Raw genomic sequence first — 20,759 nt, 5'->3', positions numbered from 1 at the left:
CACGATACAGTAGCAAACTTAAGATAACCTTAGCGTTTGGAAACAAAACGTGACAAAAGCGGAAAGACGTGACACAAGCGGAAAGAAGAAAAACCCCGCGCACGGCACACCTATGAGGGTAGGTTTGACTGCCATGCGCGAGGCTGATGCAAAACGGGTTCGTCCTTAGTATGCGGCGGTAAACTGCGCTTTAATAAACTGCGGATTTTCGATTTCGTCTAAAATAGCCACCGCTAAATCTTCCACGGAGATGCTGGCTGGCGCCGCGCCGTTCATCAGCAACGAAGTGGTACCCAAACGGAACTGGCCGGTGCGTTTTCCTGGTTCCAGCAAGGCCGCCGGTGACAGGTAAGTCCAATCCAGCGTGTTTTCAGCGCGTAACTTGTTACGTAACGCACGGGCACCCAAGGCGCCTTGCTTGTAGGCATCCGGGAAGTCTGGCGTATCGACCAACTCCACGCCAGGGGCGACTTCCAGACTGCCCGCGCCGCCGACCACCAACAGGCGTTTCACGCCGGCTTTTTGCTGCGCATCCAGAATTTTTTGGCTTCCCGCCGTGAATTTTTCAAACTGATTTTCTTCGGTCCAACCAGGGTTATAAGCGCTGATAACCGCATCCTGACCGCTCAATTGTTGGGCTAACCAGTCAGTATCAGCAATGTCACCTAATGCGATGGTCAGGTTATCAGTTTTAGGTAAATCTTTAGGCTGACGGGCAATCGCCGTAACCTGATGACCGCGAGCCAGAGCTTCGTCGATGACTTTACGGCCTACAAAACCAGTTGCACCAATAATTGCCAGTTTCATCGTTTAATTCCTCAAGTTGGGTTGACGGGGCTAACTCTAATACTTAACAAACTGGCTGATAAGTGCCATATTTGTGCTTTCTTCTTTAAGTAAAACTTCATAATCATGGATAAACTCAACCGAATGGCGATTTTTGCCACCGTAGTGGCCGAAGGTTCGCTAACCGCAGCGGGGCGACGGTTGGGCATGACCGCATCCGCTATTAGTCAGCATATGCGCTCTTTAGAGAAAGCGCTCGGCGTCCCCTTGTTGCATCGCTCAACCCGCAGGCTGACGTTAACGGAAGCCGGGCAGGTTTTTTATCCCGGCTGCGAAGCCATGTTGCAGCAGGCGAAAGAGGCCGAGCAGCGGTTGGCGGAGCTACGAGATACGCTGGTGGGCGAAATTCGCATTGCCACTACCGTAGGTATCGGTGGTCGCCCGCTGGCGGAAGCGTTGTCCCCTTTGCTAAACGCTCATCCCAAATTAACCCTGCGGATTCTGGCCAATGACGAAGTGGTGGATTTGATCGAACAGCGGGTTGATATCGCTCTGCGAGTCAATCGACAGCTGGCGGACGCCAATATGATTGCCCATCCGTTGGCGGAGTGGCCGATGGTGATTTGCGCTGCACCGCGCTATCTCAGTCAGCACGGTGTGCCAGAGACGCCGCAGGACTTACTGGCGCACCGCTGGATGTCCTCGGTGAATAATCCCTCGGCTATTCATTTAGATTTGCATCACACATCGGGAGAAACGATGGTTTTGCGTCTGAATCACGGGCAGGTTATTAGCGGTAGTATGCCGGTTATCCGCGATTTTACTCGCGAAGGGATGGGGCTTTCCGTGCTGCCTTTGTATGAAATTGGTGATGAGCTGCAACGCGGAGAATTAATCACGCTGCTACCGGAGTGGCAATCAACGCCGCTGCGGTTACATGCGTTGACGCTGGAAAGGGCGATGCCGGAAAAAAATCGTCAGGTGATACGTTATCTGCGGGATTATTTTCAGCGACATCGCGAATCTGTACTTGCCAGCCGCCGTTAAGCCGTCTTCAATGAAAGGGTAATCCGAGGAGGTTGTGTGGCTCAGCAGCTTGAGTTTTTTGATATTCCCAGTCCTTGTCGCGGTATCTGTCAAGCAGATGACCGTGGTTTTTGCCGTGGCTGTTTCCGCAGCCGGGAAGAGCGCTTTGGCTGGATGCAAATGACCGACATGCAAAAACACGACGTTCTGCGCCTGTGTCGTCAACGTTTGTTGCGTCAGCTACGTGCCAACAAAAAACCGGAAGAACCGCTACCGGAACAACCGTCATTATTTTAAATTTCATCTTTTGATACCGATCAACCGCCATTTCCTTGCGTCAGGATGATGATCCTTTCTGTCGCTTGTGTATGCTGAAGGTCATTCAACATATATAGGTGGTCAAAATGCATACACGTAGCCAATTATCGCCGCAAGGCCCTGAATTTTCCCGCATGATTTGCGGTTACTGGCGTTTGATCGAATGGAACATGACGCCCGCCCAGCTACAGGGTTTTATTCAGCAGCATCTGGATATGGGGATTACCACGGTGGATCACGCGGATATCTACGGTGGCTACCAGTGCGAGCAGGCTTTTGGACAAGCGATGCGTTTACAACCATCACTACGAGATAAGATGGAAATCGTCAGCAAATGCGGCATCGCGACGACGGCTAAGCCAGAGCACGCCTTGGGTCACTACAATACCGATGGCGATCATATTATCCGCAGCGCCGAGCAATCATTGACTCATTTACACACGGATTATTTGGATCTGCTGTTGATTCACCGCCCTGATCCACTGATGGAGGCTGACGACGTTGCCGAGGCTTTCACTCAGTTGCACAAAAGCGGCAAAGTGAAGCATTTTGGCGTATCTAACTTCACACCGGCTCAGTTCAGTCTGCTGCAATCTCGCCTGCCTTTCTCGCTAGTGACCAATCAGGTGGAAATATCGCCGTTGCATCAGCCTACCATTCTGGACGGCACGCTGGATATGTGTCAGCAATTGCGTATTAAACCGATGGCTTGGTCATGTTTAGGCGGTGGGCGTTTGTTTAACGATGGGGAGTTCCAGCCATTACGTGATGAATTACAGGCCGTGGCGGAAGAAATCGGTGCGGAGAATATCGAGCAAGTGGTCTATGCCTGGGTGATGCGTTTGCCCTCTGTGCCGCTGCCGATTATTGGTTCAGGCAAGATTGAGCGCGTTGCCGCCGCGTGGAAATCGATATCCCTAACGCTCAGCCGTCAGCAGTGGTTCCGCATTCGCCGCGCCGCTTTGGGTTATGACGTTCCTTGATGATTGATCTCCCCTGACTAATCCTTAGGCAGGGGAAGAAATAGCCGGCGGGGTGAGGGCGAGCTGCAGTTGCGTCAGCGAGCAGTACAGACGCCAAACCAGCCCCGCCAGTTCTCGCCCCGACGAGTCCGGATGATGAGCCAGAGTTTCGCTGATGCGCAGTAGCTCTTGCAGCGTTGCCGCTAACGCTTCAGGCTCAACGCCTTTTTCCGTTACGCTGCCTTTCAGACAATGAATACACAAATCCCGCACCGCAGACAGCGGCGGCGCAGTGGTTTGCCAGTCCCGTAACTGCCATACCACATGACTGCAATTCAGATAGACCATGCCCCATCGTAACAGCCAGATGCGCGCTTCCTGATCCTGACTGAGATTTAACTGGCTGATGCGATGATAAATCAGCGATTCAAATCGTGGCTGACTTTGTTGCGGATAAGGGCTGAGCTGGTCGATAAAGTCTCGCCGCAGGGCGCGAATAATTCGTTGGCCTTTTCGTTTATCCGAACTGGGGCGCAAAATCTGGAAAGCCACGCCCGCCAGCATCACGCCCACCAACTTGCCGAGGTTGTCATTAAGGAAGCCCTGATAGTCGTAGCTGGGCGGATTGGTCACACTGAGGAAAGAACCCATAAAAACGATAAGCTGCCCCCACAGCGCCGCGTAGGGCGGATTTTGCTGCTTAAACATCTGCATGGTAACCAGGATCGGTAAGAGTACGGCAGCAAACAACCAAAAGTCGTCGATTCGAATCATGACGCCGAATTTTAAAATAAAGCAGCCGATGGATAACAACACGATGGCTTTCAGCAACGTTATGATGCTGTCCGTCGGGGACGGGCTGGCGGAATACAGTACGCAACTGACGGCGGCCAAAGCCAGCGCCGAACTGCCTGCACTCCATTGGGTGTTTATCCAGAATGCGCAGCCAATAACGATACAGACAAAGGTGCGTAACCCGTTGTAAGCCGCTTCGTAGGTATCGGTGTGGCGCGCCAGCGTGGCAACCTTGGGGAGGGGCAATGTAGTTCGTTCACTGTGTTGTTCCAATTGGCGTAACCAATGGCCAGATTCCAGATACAACCAACAGAAATGACGTAAACGCAGCCAGAATGCGCGGTGGCGGTAATCATCTTTATCTCGCGGGATAATTTGTTGCAAAATTTTGGCGGCTCGATATTTATCGCAATCTGGCTGCTGAAGCTCGGTAATCAGCGTTTGCAAAACCTTTTTCAGATTGCCAGGCGGATTGGGCCAGTTGAGCAACATACGTCGCAGACTGGCGATGACGCTGGTGGTTCGTAATTGATTATGCAGCATAAAATTGAGCGTATTGTTTTGTCGCCGGAAGCGGTAGTGGCTCCAGAAAGCCTGAATGCGCAACAGATTGAGCGTCAGAATCTGCCCGATCACGCCCTCGTGTGAGGTACGAATCTGCGGATCGTCTTCGGTCTGCCACAGCAGCATGGCGTGTTCCAGCAGGCGGGAATGCATACGCCGCAGCGAGGTCAGCAGCGCTTCGCCGTCTGAGGTGCTGGGCAACAGCATCATCATCAGGCCACCGCACAAAATACCGGTAATCACTTCGCAGACTCGCGCCTGAGCGATATCGAAAATTTGTTGAGTATCCGTAGTGTTGACCGTTGAAAAAGCGATGATTGCTGCGGTATAACCGGCCAGAGCAAAGGCGTAGGAAACGTTATTTTGATAATGGTTGGATACGAAAGTACACCAGCCGATCCAGGCGGCAATAGCGAAGGTAAACAGCCAAGGATCATTCAGGCAGTGACCTGCAATAATAACCGAGGCAGCGGCACCCATCAGACTACCAATCACCCGACCAATACTTTTGCTGATTACACCGCCGACGGTGGGGAAACTCACAACCGCCGCGGAAGTCATCGCCCAATAAGGCTCATCCAGATTGAGAGTAAAAGCAACCCACAGTGACAAGCACATCGCCAGCGAATTACGCAAGGCATAGCGCCACTGCGCCCCGCTGGCCTTCCCCCAGGGCGTGCGTTTCCACTGCAGCGGTAGCCTGTGCATTTTTGTCAGTCAGCCAGAGAAATGGTGCAGGTGGTGCCGGCCACTAAGGTTACGTCCGGCGGAACATCGATCAGTTTGATACGTACCGGCACGCGCTGTGCCAGACGAACCCAGGGGACATTCGGCTTAACATCGACGAGCAAGTCGCTATTTGTATCGACACTTTGATCGTAAATGGCGCGCCCGATACTTTCTACTACACCCTGAAGGGGTATATTTCCATTATATAAAACAATATTTGCCCGGTTGCCTTCTTTGATATGTCGTAATTTGGTTTCTTCGAAATAACCCATTACGTAAAAGGAATGAATATCAACCAAAGCCACTAATGGAGTCCCCGCGGTAGCATAATTTCCGATGCGCGTTTGTAAATTGGTTATATATCCCTCAGTCGGTGCATGAATATGGGTTTTACTCAGGTTCCATTTAGCCTGTTCCAGATTAGCCAGCGCGCCCTGATATGCCGCTTTCATTGCTTGAGCGGTTAAATTGGCAATATCCAGGTCTTCGCCTGATATGAGGTTTTTAGGTAAATTTTGACGTCGAGCCAATTCATGATTGGCCTTATCCATATCGGACTGCGCTTTATCCAATGCGGCCTGCGCGTTATCCAACGCCAGTTGGAACGGCATCGGGTCTAGCTCGAATAACAGACTACCGGATTTTACTAATTGGTTGTCGTGTATCGCAATTTGAATAAGCCTGCCGGACACTTCTGGAGTGATGTTGACTAATTCTGCGCGGACTTTTCCGTCTCGCGTCCAAGGGGATTGCATATAATAATTCCACATCCACCCACCGGCGAACATAGCGATAGCAAAAACGATCACGCTGGAAAAATATTTTATCGATTGATATTTCATCTCAATTTACCAACTGACTAAAATCCACAAAGAAATGCTGACGGCAATGACAAAAATAGACAAATCCATTAACATTGGATGCCAGATCTCGCCAGAGTAGATCCAATTCCGTAGTAAATGATGGATCAATAGCCAAAATATCAAACCTAGCATAACCGCCTTGAAGAGAGGCGGGAAATAGATCGAGGCACCCAGTACCCAGTCCGTTAAGGGTGATGCCATTGGTACAGGAGTTACTTGCATTGGGTTAATCCTTTGGGGTTAGAATTAAAGAAATCTTCACCTTTTCTAAAGGATTTCTCGTATTTATTGCTATTAACACTGCATCGGCGGTATATATACATTTGTATTTTTAATGTTAATTACCCAAAATAGACTGGACTCTGGGAGTTATGCTAGCACGCTAATTAAAAGGAGGGGCAATTGGAATCGACATTAGGATCTGATTTAGCACGATTAGTTCGCGTTTGGCGCGCTTTAATCGATCATCGATTAAAACCGTTGGAACTGACCCAAACACACTGGGTTACGCTCCATAACATTAGTCGTTTACCACCGGAGCAATCGCAGATTCAACTGGCAAAAGCGATTGGTATCGAGCAGCCATCGTTGGTTCGGACTTTGGACCAACTGGAGGATAAGGGATTAATCACACGGCAGACTTGTGCTAACGACCGCCGCGCTAAGCGGATTAAATTAACGGAAGAGTCGTGTTCGACCATCAAAAAACTCGAACACGTCATTGAAACAACCCGAGGCGAAGTCATGTCGAATATCACGGATGCGGAGGTTATTTTGTTAACAGGTGTGCTAATGAAACTTGAACAAAATATTAATCAATTACACAGTAAGTAAAAATAATAAAGTTCAAATAATCTATTCACAGCAAAAGAAAACAACCGGGGATCAATGTGATCCCCGGTTTTTTTATGTCCGCGCCAAACTTAACGTGGGCTGACGGTCACGGTGCTGCCGCTGCTTGCCAGCATCACACGCTGGCCAACGCTGAAGCGAGTCGGGCCTTGTTTCTGAACCACCAGAATAGTGGTGCCGTCGTCTTTACGTACTTCCAGTTGCACGCCATCGGTACGGTTCATCGCGCCCTGTACGCCCTGACCAGCAACGCCACCGGCTACGGCACCCGCTGCGGTTGCCAGACTACGACCGGTACCACCGCCAACGGTGTTACCCAGGAAACCACCCAGCACAGCACCACCGATAGCGCCAATTACGTTGTCGCCGTCACCGCCTTGAATGGTTACCGGGCGAACAGAAACCAATGTACCGTAGGTTACGGTTTGCACTTGCTTGGCCTGTGACGCGCTGAATACATCACCAGACAGCGTGCTGTTGTTCGCACAACCGGTCAGAGTAACCGCAGCGATAGCAATGACGAGGAAAGGCTTAATCATAAAAACTCCTAGTTTAAAGTGCATAACCGATATTCGGTTCACTATGTCCTGTCTACCTATACGCGAAACCAATTAATTTCGGGTATAGATAAAAGTATGGCTGACCCCAACAGTTATTGCATCACATTGTAGTTATCGCACCACACTGTATTGAAGCACATTGTCGGTTAGTTGATCGCTAGCCTAACGTGTATTCCCTTAATCAATATTAAACGGTGGTTTAAATTTCTAAAAGCAGGAAATGAAAAAGAAAAAAATCATCCATTTTCTGTGAGCTGCCTGGCAAAACCAGCCTTGCATTATATAGGGGAAGACAGCGCGGGATACACTCTAAAAACTACATCTTTTCATGGTGTTAATTTTATTATTCTGGTTTAGTAACCTCATTGGGGGTTGTTGTTTTTTTTTTGTCATTGTACTCCCGCAGCGGGAGATAAGGTCATTGCTATGAAATCAGGCCGCTTTATTGGGGTGATGTCGGGTACCAGCCTGGATGGAATCGATGTGGTTCTGGCTGCGATCAATGAGCGAATGGTGGCGCAGCAGGCCACTTATAGCCACCCGATACCGCTTCAGTTGAAAAAAGATATTCTGGCGATGTGTCAGGGGCAAGAAACCACCTTATCGGCGGTGGGCAGGCTAGATGCGCAGTTGGGCACGCTGTTTGCCGAAGCGGTGCTGGCGCTGATGAAAAAAACCGGCGTGTCGCCGCAGGACATCACCGCAATTGGTTGTCACGGGCAAACTGTCTGGCATGAACCGATGGGAGAGCCAGGTTTTACTCTGCAGTTAGGGGACAATAATCGCATTGCGGCGATAACGCAGATTACTACCGTCGGGGATTTTCGGCGACGGGATATGGCCTATGGCGGCCAAGGGGCGCCACTGGTGCCAGCTTTCCACCACGCATTGCTGGCGCATAATGCCGAACGGCGGATGGTGCTGAATATTGGCGGTATCGCTAATTTATCCATGCTGATCCCTGATTCTCCGGTCAGAGGTTTTGATACCGGCCCCGGAAATATGTTGATGGACGCGTGGATTTGGCGTCATCGCTCGTTGCCTTACGACCGCGATGCCGAATGGGCGTTGAGCGGTAAGGTCAATCAGCCGCTATTGAAGCAAATGTTGTCCGATCCTTACTTTGCCAAACCTGCGCCGAAAAGCACTGGGCGGGAGTATTTCAACGCCGCCTGGCTGGAACAGCAGCTGAAGATTATGCCGCGAATAGCGCCTGAAGACGTGCAGGCGACGCTGGCAGAGCTGACGGCGGTGACCATTGCCGAACAGGTTCAACTGGCGGGAGGTTGCGAGCGTTTGCTGGTGTGCGGCGGCGGTGCGCGGAATCCACTATTGATGGCGCGAATGTCGACGATGTTGCCGGGCACTGAAGTCGCGACCACCGACAGCTTTGGCGTCAGTGGCGACGATATGGAAGCCCTGGCTTTTGCCTGGCTAGCATTTCGCACGCTTTCAGGCCTGCCGGGCAATTTACCGTCGGTTACCGGAGCCAGCTGTGAAACCGTTTTGGGCGCGATTTACCCGGTCATACAGCCAGGGCGATAAGGCGACGCTTTTAGGATATTAGGTGATTCAATTTATTCTGCAATTCAATATATTCGGTAAGTCCAGCCTACGGGTGATAGGCTGCGGGAGAAGCTCATGACAGGAGATAAGGCAATGAAATCCGTTTTCACGGCGATTGCCGTACTGACTTTGGCTGGATGTAGCCAGTTTTCACAGAAAAGTGAAACTTTGCACTATCAATGCGGGGGTACCCAGTTGACGGTAGCGCTGGATAATAAGCAGGACAAAGTTAGGTTTGTGATGGATGGCAAGCAACTGAATCTGCCGCAGGTAGTTGCTGCTTCGGGCACCCGATACAGTGACGGTTATTATACGTTCTGGTCGAAAGGTGACAGCGCCTTTATCGAGCGGGGCGATAAAATCGTGATGAATGATTGCGTGCTCGTGCCCTCGAAGTGATTGACTACTAGAAACAGGCAGTGACGTCAGGGCGATTGAGATCTTGGCGTCACAGAGGCACAATAATAATCCACTGAGTTTCAGCGCGTTACAGAGTGTATATGACTGAAAATAATGAGTTTGATGTTGCAGACCTACGACGTGAATATACCCGTGGCGGTCTGCGCCGCAAGGACCTGACTGCTAACCCGCTGGATTTATTTGAGCGCTGGCTGAAACAAGCCTGTGAAGCGCGTCTCGCAGACCCGACGGCGATGTGCGTGGCGACCGTTGATGCCAATGGTCAACCTTTTCAACGTATTGTATTACTAAAGCATTTCGATGACGAAGGCATGGTGTTTTACACCAACCTAGGCAGCCGAAAGGCTCAGCAATTGGCTGAAAACCCCCATATAAGCCTGCTATTCCCTTGGCATACGCTGGATCGCCAGGTGATTTTCCTCGGCAAAGCCGAACGTTTGTCGACCTTCGAAGTACTTAAATATTTCAACAGCCGTCCTAAAGATAGCCAAATAGGTGCCTGGGTTTCTCAGCAATCCTCGCGGATTTCCGCGCGCGGCGTGCTGGAAAGCAAATTTTTGGAGTTGAAACAAAAATTCCAGCAGGGAGAGGTACCGGTGCCGAGTTTCTGGGGCGGATTCCGCGTTCGTTTCGACTCGGTTGAGTTCTGGCAGGGAGGCGAACATCGCCTGCATGACCGTTTTCTCTACCAACGAGACGCCGATACGTGGAAAATTGACCGTTTAGCCCCCTGAGAACGATGAAATATTGAGGTTAAACCTAGCGCTCGCGGGGCGGGCGCTTTATTCTATACCCTTCCTTGAACGCATCCTGATGGGGTGCCATCTGGCACGCAGGCATTACGCCGATAAACGACAACATTTCCCGATGGCAAGTGTTCCCGTTAAACGTTAACCAGATAAATATATTGCATAAGACAATGGAGTCGTTAATGACTAGCAGCAACCTGATTAAACAATTGCAAGAGCGGGGCCTCGTTGCCCAGGTTACGGATGAAGACGCGTTAGCAGAGAGACTGGCGCAAGGGCCAATTTCACTGTATTGCGGTTTCGATCCTACCGCAGACAGCTTGCATTTGGGTCATTTGGTTCCGTTGTTGTGCCTGAAGCGTTTTCAGTTACAGGGTCACCGCCCGGTGGCGCTGGTGGGTGGGGCGACCGGCTTGATCGGCGATCCTAGCTTCAAAGCCACGGAACGTAAGCTGAACACCGCGGATACCGTTAATGAATGGGTCGAGAAAATCCGTCATCAGGTTTCCCCGTTCCTGGATTTCAACTGCGGCGAGAACAGCGCGATTACCGCCAACAATTACGATTGGTTCGGCGGCATGAATGTGCTGACTTTCCTGCGTGATATCGGTAAACACTTCTCTGTTAACCAAATGATTAACAAAGAAGCGGTAAAACAACGTCTAAATCGCGATGATAGCGGTATTTCCTTCACTGAATTCTCTTACAATCTGTTGCAAGGCTATGATTTCGCCTGCCTGAATAAAGAGCATAATGTGGTTCTGCAAATCGGCGGTTCCGATCAGTGGGGCAATATTACCTCCGGGATAGATTTAACTCGTCGTCTGCATCAGCAGCAAGTGTACGGCCTGACTGTGCCATTGATTACCAAAGCTGACGGCACCAAATTCGGTAAAACCGAAGGTGGCGCGGTATGGTTAGACCCGAAAAAAACCAGCCCGTACAAGTTCTACCAGTTCTGGATTAACACCGCCGATGCGGATGTGTATCGCTTCCTGAAATTCTTCACCTTTATGAGTCTGGAAGAGATCAATGCGCTGGAAGAAGAAGATAAAAACAGCGGCAAAGCGCCGCGCGCTCAGTACGTGCTGGCTGAAGAAGTGACCGGTATGGTTCACGGTGCTGAAGGTCTGGCGGCGGCAAAACGTATTACGGCCAGCCTATTCTCCGGCAATCTGAACGACATGACCGAAGCCGACTTTGCCCAACTGGCCCAAGACGGTATGCCGGCGATTGAGTTAACCCGCGATGCCGATCTGCAACAGGCACTGGTGAATGCGGAATTGGCTCCGTCCCGCGGTCAGGCGCGTACCCTGATTGGTTCCAATGCCGTGACCATTAACGGCGAGAAACAGGCGAACCCGGAATACACCTTTAGCGATGCGGATCGTCTGTTTGGCCGCTTTACCTTACTGCGCCGGGGCAAAAAACATTACTGCCTGGTGAGCTGGATCTAAATCGGTGCGAAAACAAGGGGCCTGGTGTCCCTTGTTTTTTATGGTCAACGATTAACTGCGGGCAAACACGCAGTGATAATGGTGTTACTGAAAGGGCCGAGCAGCCCCTAACTTTAGGCCGTACCGATGAAAAATATACTTTCCATTCAATCCCACGTTGTTTTTGGTCATGCAGGCAATAGCGCTGCGGAATTTCCTATGCGCCGCATGGGCGTTAATGTCTGGCCGTTGAACACCGTTCAATTCTCCAATCACACTCAGTATGGTCATTGGACTGGCTGCGTGATGCCAGCCAGCCATTTGACTGAAATTGTGCAGGGCATTGCCGATGTTGACCGTTTGAAAGACTGTGATGCAGTGCTGAGCGGCTATATTGGCTCGCCGGAGCAGGGCGGCCATATTTTGGCTGCGGTGAAACGCGTGAAGGAAGCCAATCCGCAGGCGTGGTATTTCTGCGATCCGGTCATGGGCCATCCGGAAAAAGGCTGCATCGTCGCGCCGGGCGTGGCGGAATTCTTCTGTAAGCAGGCATTACCGGCCAGCGATATTATCGCGCCGAACTTGCTTGAGTTAGAAGAGCTGAGCGGAACGCGAGTGGAAAACGTCGAGCAAGCCGTGACGGTAGCTCGCGGCCTGTGCGCTAAAGGGCCGAAAGTGGTGCTGGTTAAGCATCTTAGCCGCGCGGGTTATGACCTGAACAGCTTTGAAATGCTACTGGTAACAGCGGAAGATGCCTGGCATATCAGCCGTCCGTTGGTGGATTTCGGCAGCCGTCAGCCGGTGGGCGTCGGTGATTTAACCAGCGGCCTACTGTTGGTGAATTTGCTAAAAGGCGAAGCGTTAGATAAAGCGCTGGAGCACGTCACCGCCGCAGTTTATGAAGTGATGCTGACTACCCAGCAAATGGGCGAGTATGAATTACAAATCGTGGCTGCACAGGATCTTATCGTCAATCCGGTTCATCAGTTTACGGCAGTAAAACTCTAATCATTTTCCCCCGGTCAAAAGCGCAAGTCTGCCATTGCCGGGGGATATCATTCTTTCTTTACGTTTCTTACTTCAGACCTTCCGCAACCAGAGCGCCGTCTACCGCTGGGCGTGCCGCAACCCGGGCGATATAGGCCGTCAGATTTTTATACTGCGGCAGATCGAACTGCATGGCTTTTGCCCAACCCAGAATAGTGAACAGATAGGCATCCGCTACGCTGAATTTATCACCCAGCAGGAAATGATGCTTCGCCAGCACGCTATCGACATAAGCAAATTGTTTGTCTAAACGCTCGCGGGCGATGGTTTTGTACTCGTCCGGCGTTTTCGGGTTGAAGAGTGGGCTGAATCCTTTGTGCAATTCGGTGGCAATATAGTTTAGCCATTCAATAGCATGATAGCGGGCAAGGGTGCCTGCGGGGGCGATCAGATTGCGCGATGGCACCTGATCGGCCAGATACTGCACAATGGCGACGCCTTCGGTTAACAGGCTGCCATCATCCAACACCAGTGCAGGAACCTGTCCTTTGGGGTTGATGGTTAAGAAGTCTTTGCCGCTTTCAGTTTTTTTGGTTGCCAAATCAACGCGTTCAACGCTGAAATCTAGCCCGGTCTCACGCAGGACGATATGTGGTGAGAGGGAACAAGCGCCAGGTTTATAAAACAGTTTCATCAACAAACTCCTTAATAGTGCACGGGGCGGACTAACGGAATACAGCATTAGCCATACTAGGACAGTCGTGAGGGAAAATCAGCTATTGAATTAACATATTTAACGGCAGGAATCATAACAATCCGATAGTGACGGAGGATGACCTCCGCTACTAGAAATTGGGTGCCCAGTCAGGCAAAAACCTGACGGGGGAAAGACTCAACGTGGTGGACGGCTGCTGATGGAAGAGGACCAGCTAAAGGTGGTGGTGCTCGGTGCCGTTTTTTTGGTTTTTTTCTCAGGGCGGTTGGCTTTGGCGACCAGTGCTCGGGCTTGCATGATTTTTTCGATGGCTTCGTCTTTCACTTTGTTTTGTTCTGAATTGGTGAGTGCGCGTCCCATGTTGATCCTGGCTCTATCAAGTTGGGTTTTCACGTCGCGTTGTTCGCTTGCGGTCATTTCTTTTACAGTCAGCTTTTTCATTTTCGTCGCCTTATTTTTATTTTTCCCAATTAGTGTACAACCTTATTTGTCGGGGTGATGTAAGAGATTGCGATCTCACCGACATTAATATGATTCAAAGGCTGTTAATGACCCAAAAACAGAGAATTTGCTATCCAGTGTTAAAAAATCGAGATAAAAAAGAGTTATTATTATCAGCTATTGTCGGGAACTCGGCCCGGTAATGAATTAGATCGCGGCAGGGAAATTTCAGGGCAGTCAAGCGGTAATCCATTCAGCCCCTGTTGGTCATGGGTAAAACTAATCTGGTTTGCCCCCTCACTTCGCACGATTTTAAGAACGTAAATACTGTCAAAATCAGTATTTTCCCATTCGGGTATTTGTCCAAGCTCGCCGTTATATTCGGTCATTAGTGCCTTAGTGATAGCCATGATTTCATGATGCGCCCAGGAAATAAGCACTTTAGCGCTTGAATATTTTGGTTTTTCTAATTGGTTGATAAGCCAGCCACTTTCTGACTGACCCACACGGATATTTATCGGCATATTGAAGTAGATAGCCGTCGGTTCAATGGTCGCCAACGGGCGGAGATAATAAAAGAAGTGGCCGAAATCCGCTTTTTTTCGCGTTGGATCTGGGGCGAATATAAAGTCAGGTTTGCCATACTTATTTTTTATCACTTTAGGTAATGCCAGGGAACGATTTAAACCCTGACAATTTATCTGCCCAAAACCTGCCTCAGGTTTCTCTGCATGACGAACGAAAATCAGAGTTTGCTCAGTAATCCCATCCTGTATAGGAATAGCGCTCATAGCAGGGAAGGAATTGCAGAGAAGGGGGGAAATAAGTGCAATAACGAATGTTCGCTGTCTATTCATAAGGTTAATCTCTCTATTATCAGTAACATGGAAGATGAAATAGAGATACACCCTACGCCGTAGGAGATCTACGGTGCAGGGTGTTGGTATAAGAATTGCTCAGATTAGCCTGACGCCATAACCCCATAACAGAACGGTGAAACCGAGTAATAGCTCCAGAACCAGCACACCGATGGCCAGCGTTGAACTGGAGAAGATAAAACCTTCGCTACGGTCGATATTCAGGAAGGTTGGAATGCCGAGGTACATCAAATAACCGGCGTAACACAGCCCGACAATCCCGGCGAACAAGCACAGCCAGAGCAAAGGGTAAACCGCCACAATCCCACTCAGAAACATCGGTGTGGCGGTATAACCGGCGAACAAGGTGCAGCTTTGCCAGCTTGGGCGACTTTCATAGCGGCGTGCCATCCAGTAAATCACTCGCCCCATTAAAGCCACGGCGGCAAGAATCATCACATAGAAAATTACGGCGGCGTAGAAAGCGGTAAGCGAGGAGACTTTAATCACCTGACCCTCACCAAAATTCCATCCCACTCTGGTGGTGCCAATAAATGCGCAGATCACGGGAATTGCAGCCATCAACAGGACGTGGTGAGTATAAAAGTGGGGAATACTTTCCGATTCACTTTTGATTTGTTTCATTTCCTGACTGGGATGCACCAGAAGTCCCCAAACATGATTGACCATGAGATACCTCCTTGCCCGTTACCGACTCTCTCTCACGGGCTGATTTAACCTCTATGCCATACTTCTTCTGCCAAGGCTGAAAATTATGTTATGTCTGAAACTACCGACATATTTTGCAGCCGTGATCACAGTATAGTTTATTTCTTATACAGGATTATTTCTGCTTCGGTGCGATAGGGTGAATTTTACTTATTCCTTATCACGCTTTGGGTTCTGGCGGCGATAAGCGATATGGGCGACAGTTCTGAGAATATTACGGATTTCACGTATAGGATTAATGGTATGGTTTTCCAGCCAAACAGGCTGGCTCAGCGGGCGTCTATTTGCAAAATACGCGGTGTGCATTTTTCTCCGGAGGTGTTATGGCTGTATCAGGCAAGAAGGGTCAAATTGATAATATTGAATTTATAGTGGGAGATATCACTCGCTCAAAAAATTTCTACGGTAACCTGTTTGGCTGGCGCTTTACCGATTATGGCCCAACCTATTGCGAATTCACCGATGGTCGCCTGACTGGCGGTTTCACCACAGATGGGGTCGTGACAGCAGCCGGTGGGCCGTTGGTCATTTTGTATGCTGATAATCTGGAAGAAACCGAACGGCGAGTCGTTGAAGCTGGCGGCGTGATGGTTAAACCGATATTTTCCTTCCCCGGTGGTCGTCGCTTTCAATTTCTCGATCCGGATGGCTACCAGTTAGCGGTATGGTCGGCGGAGTAAGTAAAGCTATCTTCTATGAGTCAGTCAATTACGGTCATCCGCATGCCCGCCAAACGGGCATGTAATCAATATTGAGCTGACTAGGGTTGGGTTGATTCTAAGTGATTAGCGAAATAGCGAGATAACCTGGCGGCGGTACTCGTGGTGAAATGACTCAGACTGCGGCATAACAGGGCATTGGCCTGGCTCCCACTGAGCGACTCGTTTTGCCAATAGCGCGAAAATGCTGTTTTCCCCCGAATCAGACGATGAAGGGAGTGGTTTTATTGGGCTCGGTCTTTATTTGCACTCTATATAAAGAAACGATTTTGAATACTTCAGATATCAGCAATAGCGTTAGGCTCACGGTAAGAATTTTAATGTTGAATTCTTTCAGAACCGGCGTAATCATCGAGAGAGAGGGAATAACTAACAGTAGGCGTAAAGGCTCCTGAATAAATGCCGCTTTAATGGCATATTGGCTGCGAGTCAGAAACAGAACTGTGGTCATTACCAGCGATATTTTAAAAATGATCGATAGGGTAATCATTGTGTAAATCAGCGGATACTTATCAAAACCGGTATCCAGCAGGTACTGCACTTCAGCTACCAAAGGAATTCTTTCCTGTAGGAAATACTGTAAACCGATATATAACACCGCGTAGAGATCCATCACTCCCCAAAAAAGAAATGTCCGGTTTCTTAAATTCATGACTTATCCGTTGCTTAAATTGTGATTGCATCGCTTATTTTGGCGCTCACTTTACCACGTAATTCATTTAATAACATAAGGTTGAAAGGGCAATTGACCTGGCAGATTGTCACCTTACTCGGTGGTTTTCCATGTCAGTGACGTTCTTTTTATGCATTAACAGGCATCTGTTGAGCGCTTGATACGGATGAACAAGGGCTGTTCCCGCCAAATGTCTTGAGGGGAGTCCGTAAACCCAGGTCAGCGCTATAGTTTACAGGTGGATTGGCGCGTGGGAGTACGGATAGAAATATGCATAAATTTGTTTTATAAAAGTTAGATGGGGATATCTTATATCTATGGCACATTAAACTTAAGGATATTGCCGTATGGAATTCAAAGATTACTATGTGATTATGGGCGTTGAGCCAACGGCCTCGCAGAAAGAGATCAAAACAGCTTATCGCAGGTTAGCGCGGAAATATCACCCAGATGTCAGCACCGAGCCAGATGCGGAAAGTCAGTTTAAGGAAATCGCCGAGGCTTACGAAGTGTTAAAAGACGCTGAACGGCGAGCTGAATATGACGAACTGAGGTTACATCGCAACGATCCTCATTTTGGCCAGCAGGCAGGTTATCATGGCGGCGGGCAACAGTGGCAGGGTCGTGCAGGTGGCGGTGATACCCATGATTTTTCCGACTTCTTCGACTCTTTCTTCGGCAATCGCGGCGCCTCTGCTCATTATTCCTCCCATCAATCTTCTCAGAGTATGCGCGGGCAGGACATTGAGATGGAGTTGCCAATCTTCTTGGAAGAAACGCTTTCCGAGCAGACGCGCGCAATTCAAATCCCAACTTATGATGCCCTTGGCAGAACCGATTCAACCAAAACGCTGAAGGTGAAAATTCCTGCCGGCGTTGGGGATGGCGAGCGTATTCGTTTGAAAGGGCAAGGCGTTCCGGGATTCGGTGGCGGCGCCAATGGTGACCTCTATCTGGTCATTCGTATCGCTCCGCATCCATTGTTTGATATTGACGGGCAGAATTTACAAATCGTGTTGCCGCTCGCACCTTGGGAAGCGGCGCTGGGAGCCAGCGTTGAAGTTCCCACTCTTACAGGGAAAATCAATCTGACTATTCCCTCCGGCAGTCAGAGCGGTCAGCGGTTACGAGTGAAAGGTAAGGGGTTGGCGAGCAAAAAAGGCACTGGCGATTTGTATGCGGTTCTCAAGGTGGTTATGCCGCCAAAACCGGACGAGAAGGCACGGGCACTGTGGCAACAACTGTCTGAACAGGCTGCATTTAATCCTCGGACTGGATGGGAGTAACAGATTATGGCCGAAGTACAGATTACTTATACGCTGACTGAATTATGCCAGACAACGGGCATTTTGCAGGACGAATTGGTAGAAGTGGTTGAGCTGGGAGTGATTGTTCCGCTAGATCCCGGTGATTCTCTCTGGGTATTTGACGCGGAAGCGTTAATGTATCTCCAGCGCGCCCGTCGATTGCAAAATGAGTTGGATCTGGATTGGCACGGCGTGGCGATGACCTTGACGCTACTGAAGCAAGTTGAGCAACTCAAGAAAGAAAACGCGCAATTACGTCGGCGGCTGGATCGTTTCGTCCTGTTATCGTAGAGATTTCGCCGGTAGGGTTGAATATGAGGATTACGTTGCACAATCGCGGAAGTTAATACGAAATTAAATGCTAGCGGTACTGCCCATCCTGTATCTGCAGTGTTCGCCGTTAGCTGATTGTCACCTTGCGAGTATCGACTTTGATATGTGATCCACAGTGTTTGCATCAAAACAAAAAACGCCTCATAACGAGGCGTTTTGACTAACGAAACTAATGGGTTGCTTATGCAGCAGTGACCGGAGTCGCGTCTTTATCTTTCTTTTGCAGATCTAATGTCATGCGATACAGTTTTGGCGCGGTCAGCATCATCAGAATAGCGATAATGGCGGTGACGATACCGATTTGCATAAATACATGGCTGTAGATAGCCAGGGAAGCATGGGCATCAGGCACATCGCTTGGCACCGCTGTCAGCGCGGCAACTTTACCGGCGATCAGTGCGGCAGCGGCGGTGGTCAGGAACCATGAACCCATGATGAAGCCCATCAGACGTTGCGGAACCAATTGTGCAACCATCGCCAGACCCAGGCCTGAAATCATCAGCTCACCGATACTTTGCAGGGCGTAGCTCAGAATCAACCAGTTAACTGACACAATGCCGTGTTCGTTGGCAAAACTAGCGCCCCAAGGCAGAACCAGGAAGGCTGCGGAGCAAAGCATCATACCAAAGGCGAATTTGTGCGGCATCGGTAACTTGTCGCCCATTTTGTTATAGATCGCCGCCAAAATCGGGCTGGCAACCATAATCCAGAACGGGTTCAGAGCCTGATACTGTTCAGGTTCAAACGCCAGGCCAAAAATGGAATGCTCAACGTTATGAATCGCGAAGAAGTTCAGGGAAGTTGGCATCTGGCTGTACAGCACGAAGAACACCACGGCTTCCAGCATCAGCAGGAAAGCAACGATCATCTTACGACGAGCAGTACCGTGCAGAGAGAAGGTTTCTTTGGCGAAGATAATAATGATACCTAGGGAAACCAGCGCCAGCGCCCAGCGAGCCACGATTTGGTTGTGCAGCAACCAGGTAGACAGCGTCACTAGCGCAACCACACCAATCAGCACCATAAGCAGTTTTCTGAAATGCAGTGGCGCGAAATCTGGTTTAGAACCTTGGTTTTTCACCCACTTACGGCAGAACCAGAAGTTCACCAAGGTGATCAACATACCGACCACGCTCAGAGAGAATGCCACGCTCCAACCGTATTTTGCTGCTAACCACGGAGTGGCCAACATGGAGAAGAACGAACCGATGTTGACGGACATATAGTACATGGTGAATGCACCGTCCAAACGCGGGTCGTCTTTGTTATAGCAGGTTGAAAGCAGGGAGGACGGGTTGGCTTTAAACAAACCATTACCTACGGCGATGGTCGCCATGCCGATATACACCCAAGTAATATCGTGTCCAGAATAGGCCACCATGGTGTAACCCACGGCCAGCGTCAGCGCGCCTAACACGATAACGCGTTTTGCGCCGAGCACTTTATCACCCAGCCAACCGCCGATGGCGACGAAGCCATAGACCAGTGCGCTGAATGATGAGAACAGGGTGATAGAATCGGCTTCGCTCATCCCGAGCATTTTCACCAGATAGACGGCCATGATCCCTTGTAGGCCGTAGTAACCGAAACGTTCCCAAAGTTCGATGGAGAATATTAGGTAAAAAGCTTTCGGCTGTTTGAAAGCATTCATACTGATGCTTTCAGGTTCGTTGCTGTTGTTGTTTGCAGTTGTCACAGGGACCTCTAATTTTTACTACCGGCCATAAAATGACAGGAATTTGCAAATGTGATGCGCGGAACGGCATCCTTTTGCGTTGTTATAAGATGAATGGCGGCGGTTAATGTTCACTATCTTTGTCAATGAGACAAGCGCTTTGTAATACTCTGTTACATATAAGCGAGGCAGGGGAATAAACCCATGTTACAAATGTTATGCAGTATTAACGTTTATGTTTTCGCGGTTTACCGATTTTTTATTTTGATTAAAAGCTGAGCGGATTTTATTTAGTGATATATTCTGCTATTTGGCTCATCAATAGCTCATCACATTGTACATGGTTAAATGACCCGCTAAATGTTGTGCATATACAGGATTTTCCATAATTATCCAAAATTGAGTGAATTGTTATGCAACAGAATGCGGTTAACCTGATAACGAAATGTGATCCAGTTATCAAATTTAAGTAAAATTTTGTCTTGCAAACTCTCTGTTCCTGACTCTCAGCCTGAAACCCATCTTTTTGACCGGGTTAATCGCCATGAACTTCACAAATCGGCTAAAAATTGCAGAAAGTCTTATTTGTCTGCCAAATGGTTTTTAATGTTGGGTGAGAGCTGCTTGATTGGATTGAGCAAGTGTAGAAAGAGTCGCTGAGCGCGGATAGCGCAGTTCAGACAGGCTTTGCTGCAAA

General features: G+C 49.4%; 23 protein-coding genes. 12 read left to right on the top strand and 11 right to left on the bottom strand.

The features are described 5' to 3' along the window. Window positions 1-165 precede the first annotated feature (165 nt). Window positions 166-807: an NAD(P)-dependent oxidoreductase gene (locus DBA33_RS03420; protein ID WP_120805547.1), complete on the bottom strand. Its 642-nt coding sequence runs from the start codon at window positions 805-807 to the stop codon at window positions 166-168. Window positions 808-912: 105 nt separating this feature from the next. On the opposite strand from DBA33_RS03420, the gene DBA33_RS03415 reads away from it, so the two are divergent. From DBA33_RS03415 to DBA33_RS03405, 3 genes are all read left to right on the top strand, one after another. Continuing rightward, a complete protein-coding gene (locus DBA33_RS03415; protein ID WP_064513950.1) occupies window positions 913-1,833 on the top strand; it encodes a LysR substrate-binding domain-containing protein in 921 nt (306 codons plus the stop codon). Window positions 1,834-1,869: 36 nt separating this feature from the next. Then, on the top strand, window positions 1,870-2,109 hold the full coding sequence (locus DBA33_RS03410) for a DUF1289 domain-containing protein (RefSeq protein ID WP_049600166.1): 240 nt from the start codon (window positions 1,870-1,872) through the stop codon (window positions 2,107-2,109). A 107-nt stretch (window positions 2,110-2,216) separates the two neighbouring features. Next, window positions 2,217-3,113, top strand: coding sequence for an aldo/keto reductase family oxidoreductase (locus tag DBA33_RS03405; RefSeq protein ID WP_064513948.1), 897 nt, complete (start codon window positions 2,217-2,219; stop codon window positions 3,111-3,113). A gap of 24 nt (window positions 3,114-3,137) precedes the next feature. On the opposite strand, the gene DBA33_RS03400 is transcribed toward DBA33_RS03405, so the two are convergent. The 3 genes from DBA33_RS03400 to DBA33_RS03390 are packed head-to-tail and all read right to left on the bottom strand — an operon-like array spanning window position 3,138 to window position 6,265. Continuing rightward, window positions 3,138-5,159 (bottom strand): FUSC family protein, encoded by a 2,022-nt coding sequence (locus DBA33_RS03400; RefSeq protein ID WP_120805545.1) that lies wholly within the window; start codon window positions 5,157-5,159, stop codon window positions 3,138-3,140. Between the two features lie 5 nt (window positions 5,160-5,164). After that, the gene (locus tag DBA33_RS03395) at window positions 5,165-6,022 is read right to left on the bottom strand and encodes an HlyD family secretion protein (protein WP_064513944.1); all 858 of its coding nucleotides are present in this window, start codon (window positions 6,020-6,022) and stop codon (window positions 5,165-5,167) included. Between the two features lie 6 nt (window positions 6,023-6,028). Beyond that, window positions 6,029-6,265, bottom strand: coding sequence for a DUF1656 domain-containing protein (locus DBA33_RS03390; RefSeq protein ID WP_064513942.1), 237 nt, complete (start codon window positions 6,263-6,265; stop codon window positions 6,029-6,031). 180 nt (window positions 6,266-6,445) lie between these two features. Between DBA33_RS03390 and slyA the strand changes: the two genes are divergently transcribed. Then, complete coding sequence (gene slyA, locus DBA33_RS03385; protein WP_064513940.1) at window positions 6,446-6,877, top strand: transcriptional regulator SlyA; 432 nt, start codon at window positions 6,446-6,448, stop codon at window positions 6,875-6,877. Between the two features lie 89 nt (window positions 6,878-6,966). On the opposite strand, the gene DBA33_RS03380 is transcribed toward slyA, so the two are convergent. Continuing rightward, window positions 6,967-7,434, bottom strand: a complete 468-nt coding sequence (locus DBA33_RS03380) for a glycine zipper 2TM domain-containing protein (RefSeq protein WP_064513938.1) — start codon at window positions 7,432-7,434, stop codon at window positions 6,967-6,969. A gap of 447 nt (window positions 7,435-7,881) precedes the next feature. Between DBA33_RS03380 and anmK the strand changes: the two genes are divergently transcribed. The 5 genes from anmK (at window position 7,882) to pdxY (ending at window position 12,634) form a co-directional block, all read left to right on the top strand. Then, entirely contained in the window at window positions 7,882-9,000 is a 1,119-nt protein-coding gene (anmK, locus tag DBA33_RS03375) for an anhydro-N-acetylmuramic acid kinase (RefSeq protein ID WP_064513936.1), read from the top strand. A 114-nt stretch (window positions 9,001-9,114) separates the two neighbouring features. Continuing rightward, window positions 9,115-9,420 (top strand): MliC family protein, encoded by a 306-nt coding sequence (locus DBA33_RS03370; RefSeq protein ID WP_064513934.1) that lies wholly within the window; start codon window positions 9,115-9,117, stop codon window positions 9,418-9,420. Between the two features lie 101 nt (window positions 9,421-9,521). Beyond that, window positions 9,522-10,175, top strand: coding sequence for a pyridoxamine 5'-phosphate oxidase (pdxH, locus tag DBA33_RS03365; RefSeq protein WP_049600193.1), 654 nt, complete (start codon window positions 9,522-9,524; stop codon window positions 10,173-10,175). A gap of 197 nt (window positions 10,176-10,372) precedes the next feature. Beyond that, complete coding sequence (gene tyrS / locus DBA33_RS03360; protein WP_049600196.1) at window positions 10,373-11,647, top strand: tyrosine--tRNA ligase; 1,275 nt, start codon at window positions 10,373-10,375, stop codon at window positions 11,645-11,647. 126 nt (window positions 11,648-11,773) lie between these two features. Further along, entirely contained in the window at window positions 11,774-12,634 is an 861-nt protein-coding gene (gene pdxY / locus DBA33_RS03355; RefSeq protein WP_064513932.1) for a pyridoxal kinase PdxY, read from the top strand. A 67-nt stretch (window positions 12,635-12,701) separates the two neighbouring features. Here the strand turns inward: pdxY and gstA are convergent, their stop codons facing one another. From gstA to DBA33_RS03335, 4 genes are all read right to left on the bottom strand, one after another. Further along, window positions 12,702-13,307, bottom strand: coding sequence for a glutathione transferase GstA (gstA, locus tag DBA33_RS03350; RefSeq protein ID WP_049600201.1), 606 nt, complete (start codon window positions 13,305-13,307; stop codon window positions 12,702-12,704). 198 nt (window positions 13,308-13,505) lie between these two features. After that, window positions 13,506-13,769 (bottom strand): DUF3811 domain-containing protein, encoded by a 264-nt coding sequence (yjbD, locus tag DBA33_RS03345; RefSeq protein WP_049600203.1) that lies wholly within the window; start codon window positions 13,767-13,769, stop codon window positions 13,506-13,508. 173 nt (window positions 13,770-13,942) lie between these two features. Continuing rightward, window positions 13,943-14,626 carry a hypothetical protein gene (locus DBA33_RS03340; protein WP_064518276.1) on the bottom strand — a complete coding sequence of 228 codons (684 nt, stop codon included), beginning with the start codon at window positions 14,624-14,626 and terminating at the stop codon, window positions 13,943-13,945. A gap of 99 nt (window positions 14,627-14,725) precedes the next feature. Further along, window positions 14,726-15,316 carry a Yip1 family protein gene (locus DBA33_RS03335; protein WP_120805543.1) on the bottom strand — a complete coding sequence of 197 codons (591 nt, stop codon included), beginning with the start codon at window positions 15,314-15,316 and terminating at the stop codon, window positions 14,726-14,728. A 362-nt stretch (window positions 15,317-15,678) separates the two neighbouring features. Between DBA33_RS03335 and DBA33_RS03330 the strand changes: the two genes are divergently transcribed. Then, window positions 15,679-16,035 carry a VOC family protein gene (locus tag DBA33_RS03330; RefSeq protein ID WP_064513926.1) on the top strand — a complete coding sequence of 119 codons (357 nt, stop codon included), beginning with the start codon at window positions 15,679-15,681 and terminating at the stop codon, window positions 16,033-16,035. 241 nt (window positions 16,036-16,276) lie between these two features. Here the strand turns inward: DBA33_RS03330 and DBA33_RS03325 are convergent, their stop codons facing one another. After that, entirely contained in the window at window positions 16,277-16,726 is a 450-nt protein-coding gene (locus DBA33_RS03325; protein ID WP_128821841.1) for a hypothetical protein, read from the bottom strand. 368 nt (window positions 16,727-17,094) lie between these two features. On the opposite strand from DBA33_RS03325, the gene cbpA reads away from it, so the two are divergent. Continuing rightward, entirely contained in the window at window positions 17,095-18,033 is a 939-nt protein-coding gene (cbpA, locus tag DBA33_RS03320) for a curved DNA-binding protein (RefSeq protein WP_064513922.1), read from the top strand. 6 nt (window positions 18,034-18,039) lie between these two features. Then, window positions 18,040-18,345, top strand: coding sequence for a chaperone modulator CbpM (gene cbpM / locus DBA33_RS03315; protein WP_064513921.1), 306 nt, complete (start codon window positions 18,040-18,042; stop codon window positions 18,343-18,345). A 223-nt stretch (window positions 18,346-18,568) separates the two neighbouring features. Here cbpM and dtpA read toward each other — a convergent pair whose 3' ends face one another. Next, window positions 18,569-20,083, bottom strand: a complete 1,515-nt coding sequence (gene dtpA / locus DBA33_RS03310; RefSeq protein WP_064513919.1) for a dipeptide/tripeptide permease DtpA — start codon at window positions 20,081-20,083, stop codon at window positions 18,569-18,571. Window positions 20,084-20,759: the final 676 nt, after the last annotated feature.

It is taken from the genome of Yersinia sp. IP36721 (assembly GCF_003634395.1).
Classification (GTDB): domain Bacteria; phylum Pseudomonadota; class Gammaproteobacteria; order Enterobacterales; family Enterobacteriaceae; genus Yersinia; species Yersinia entomophaga.
The sequence above is the reverse complement of the archived record's forward strand: the minus strand, read 5'-3'. Positions and strand labels throughout refer to the sequence as shown.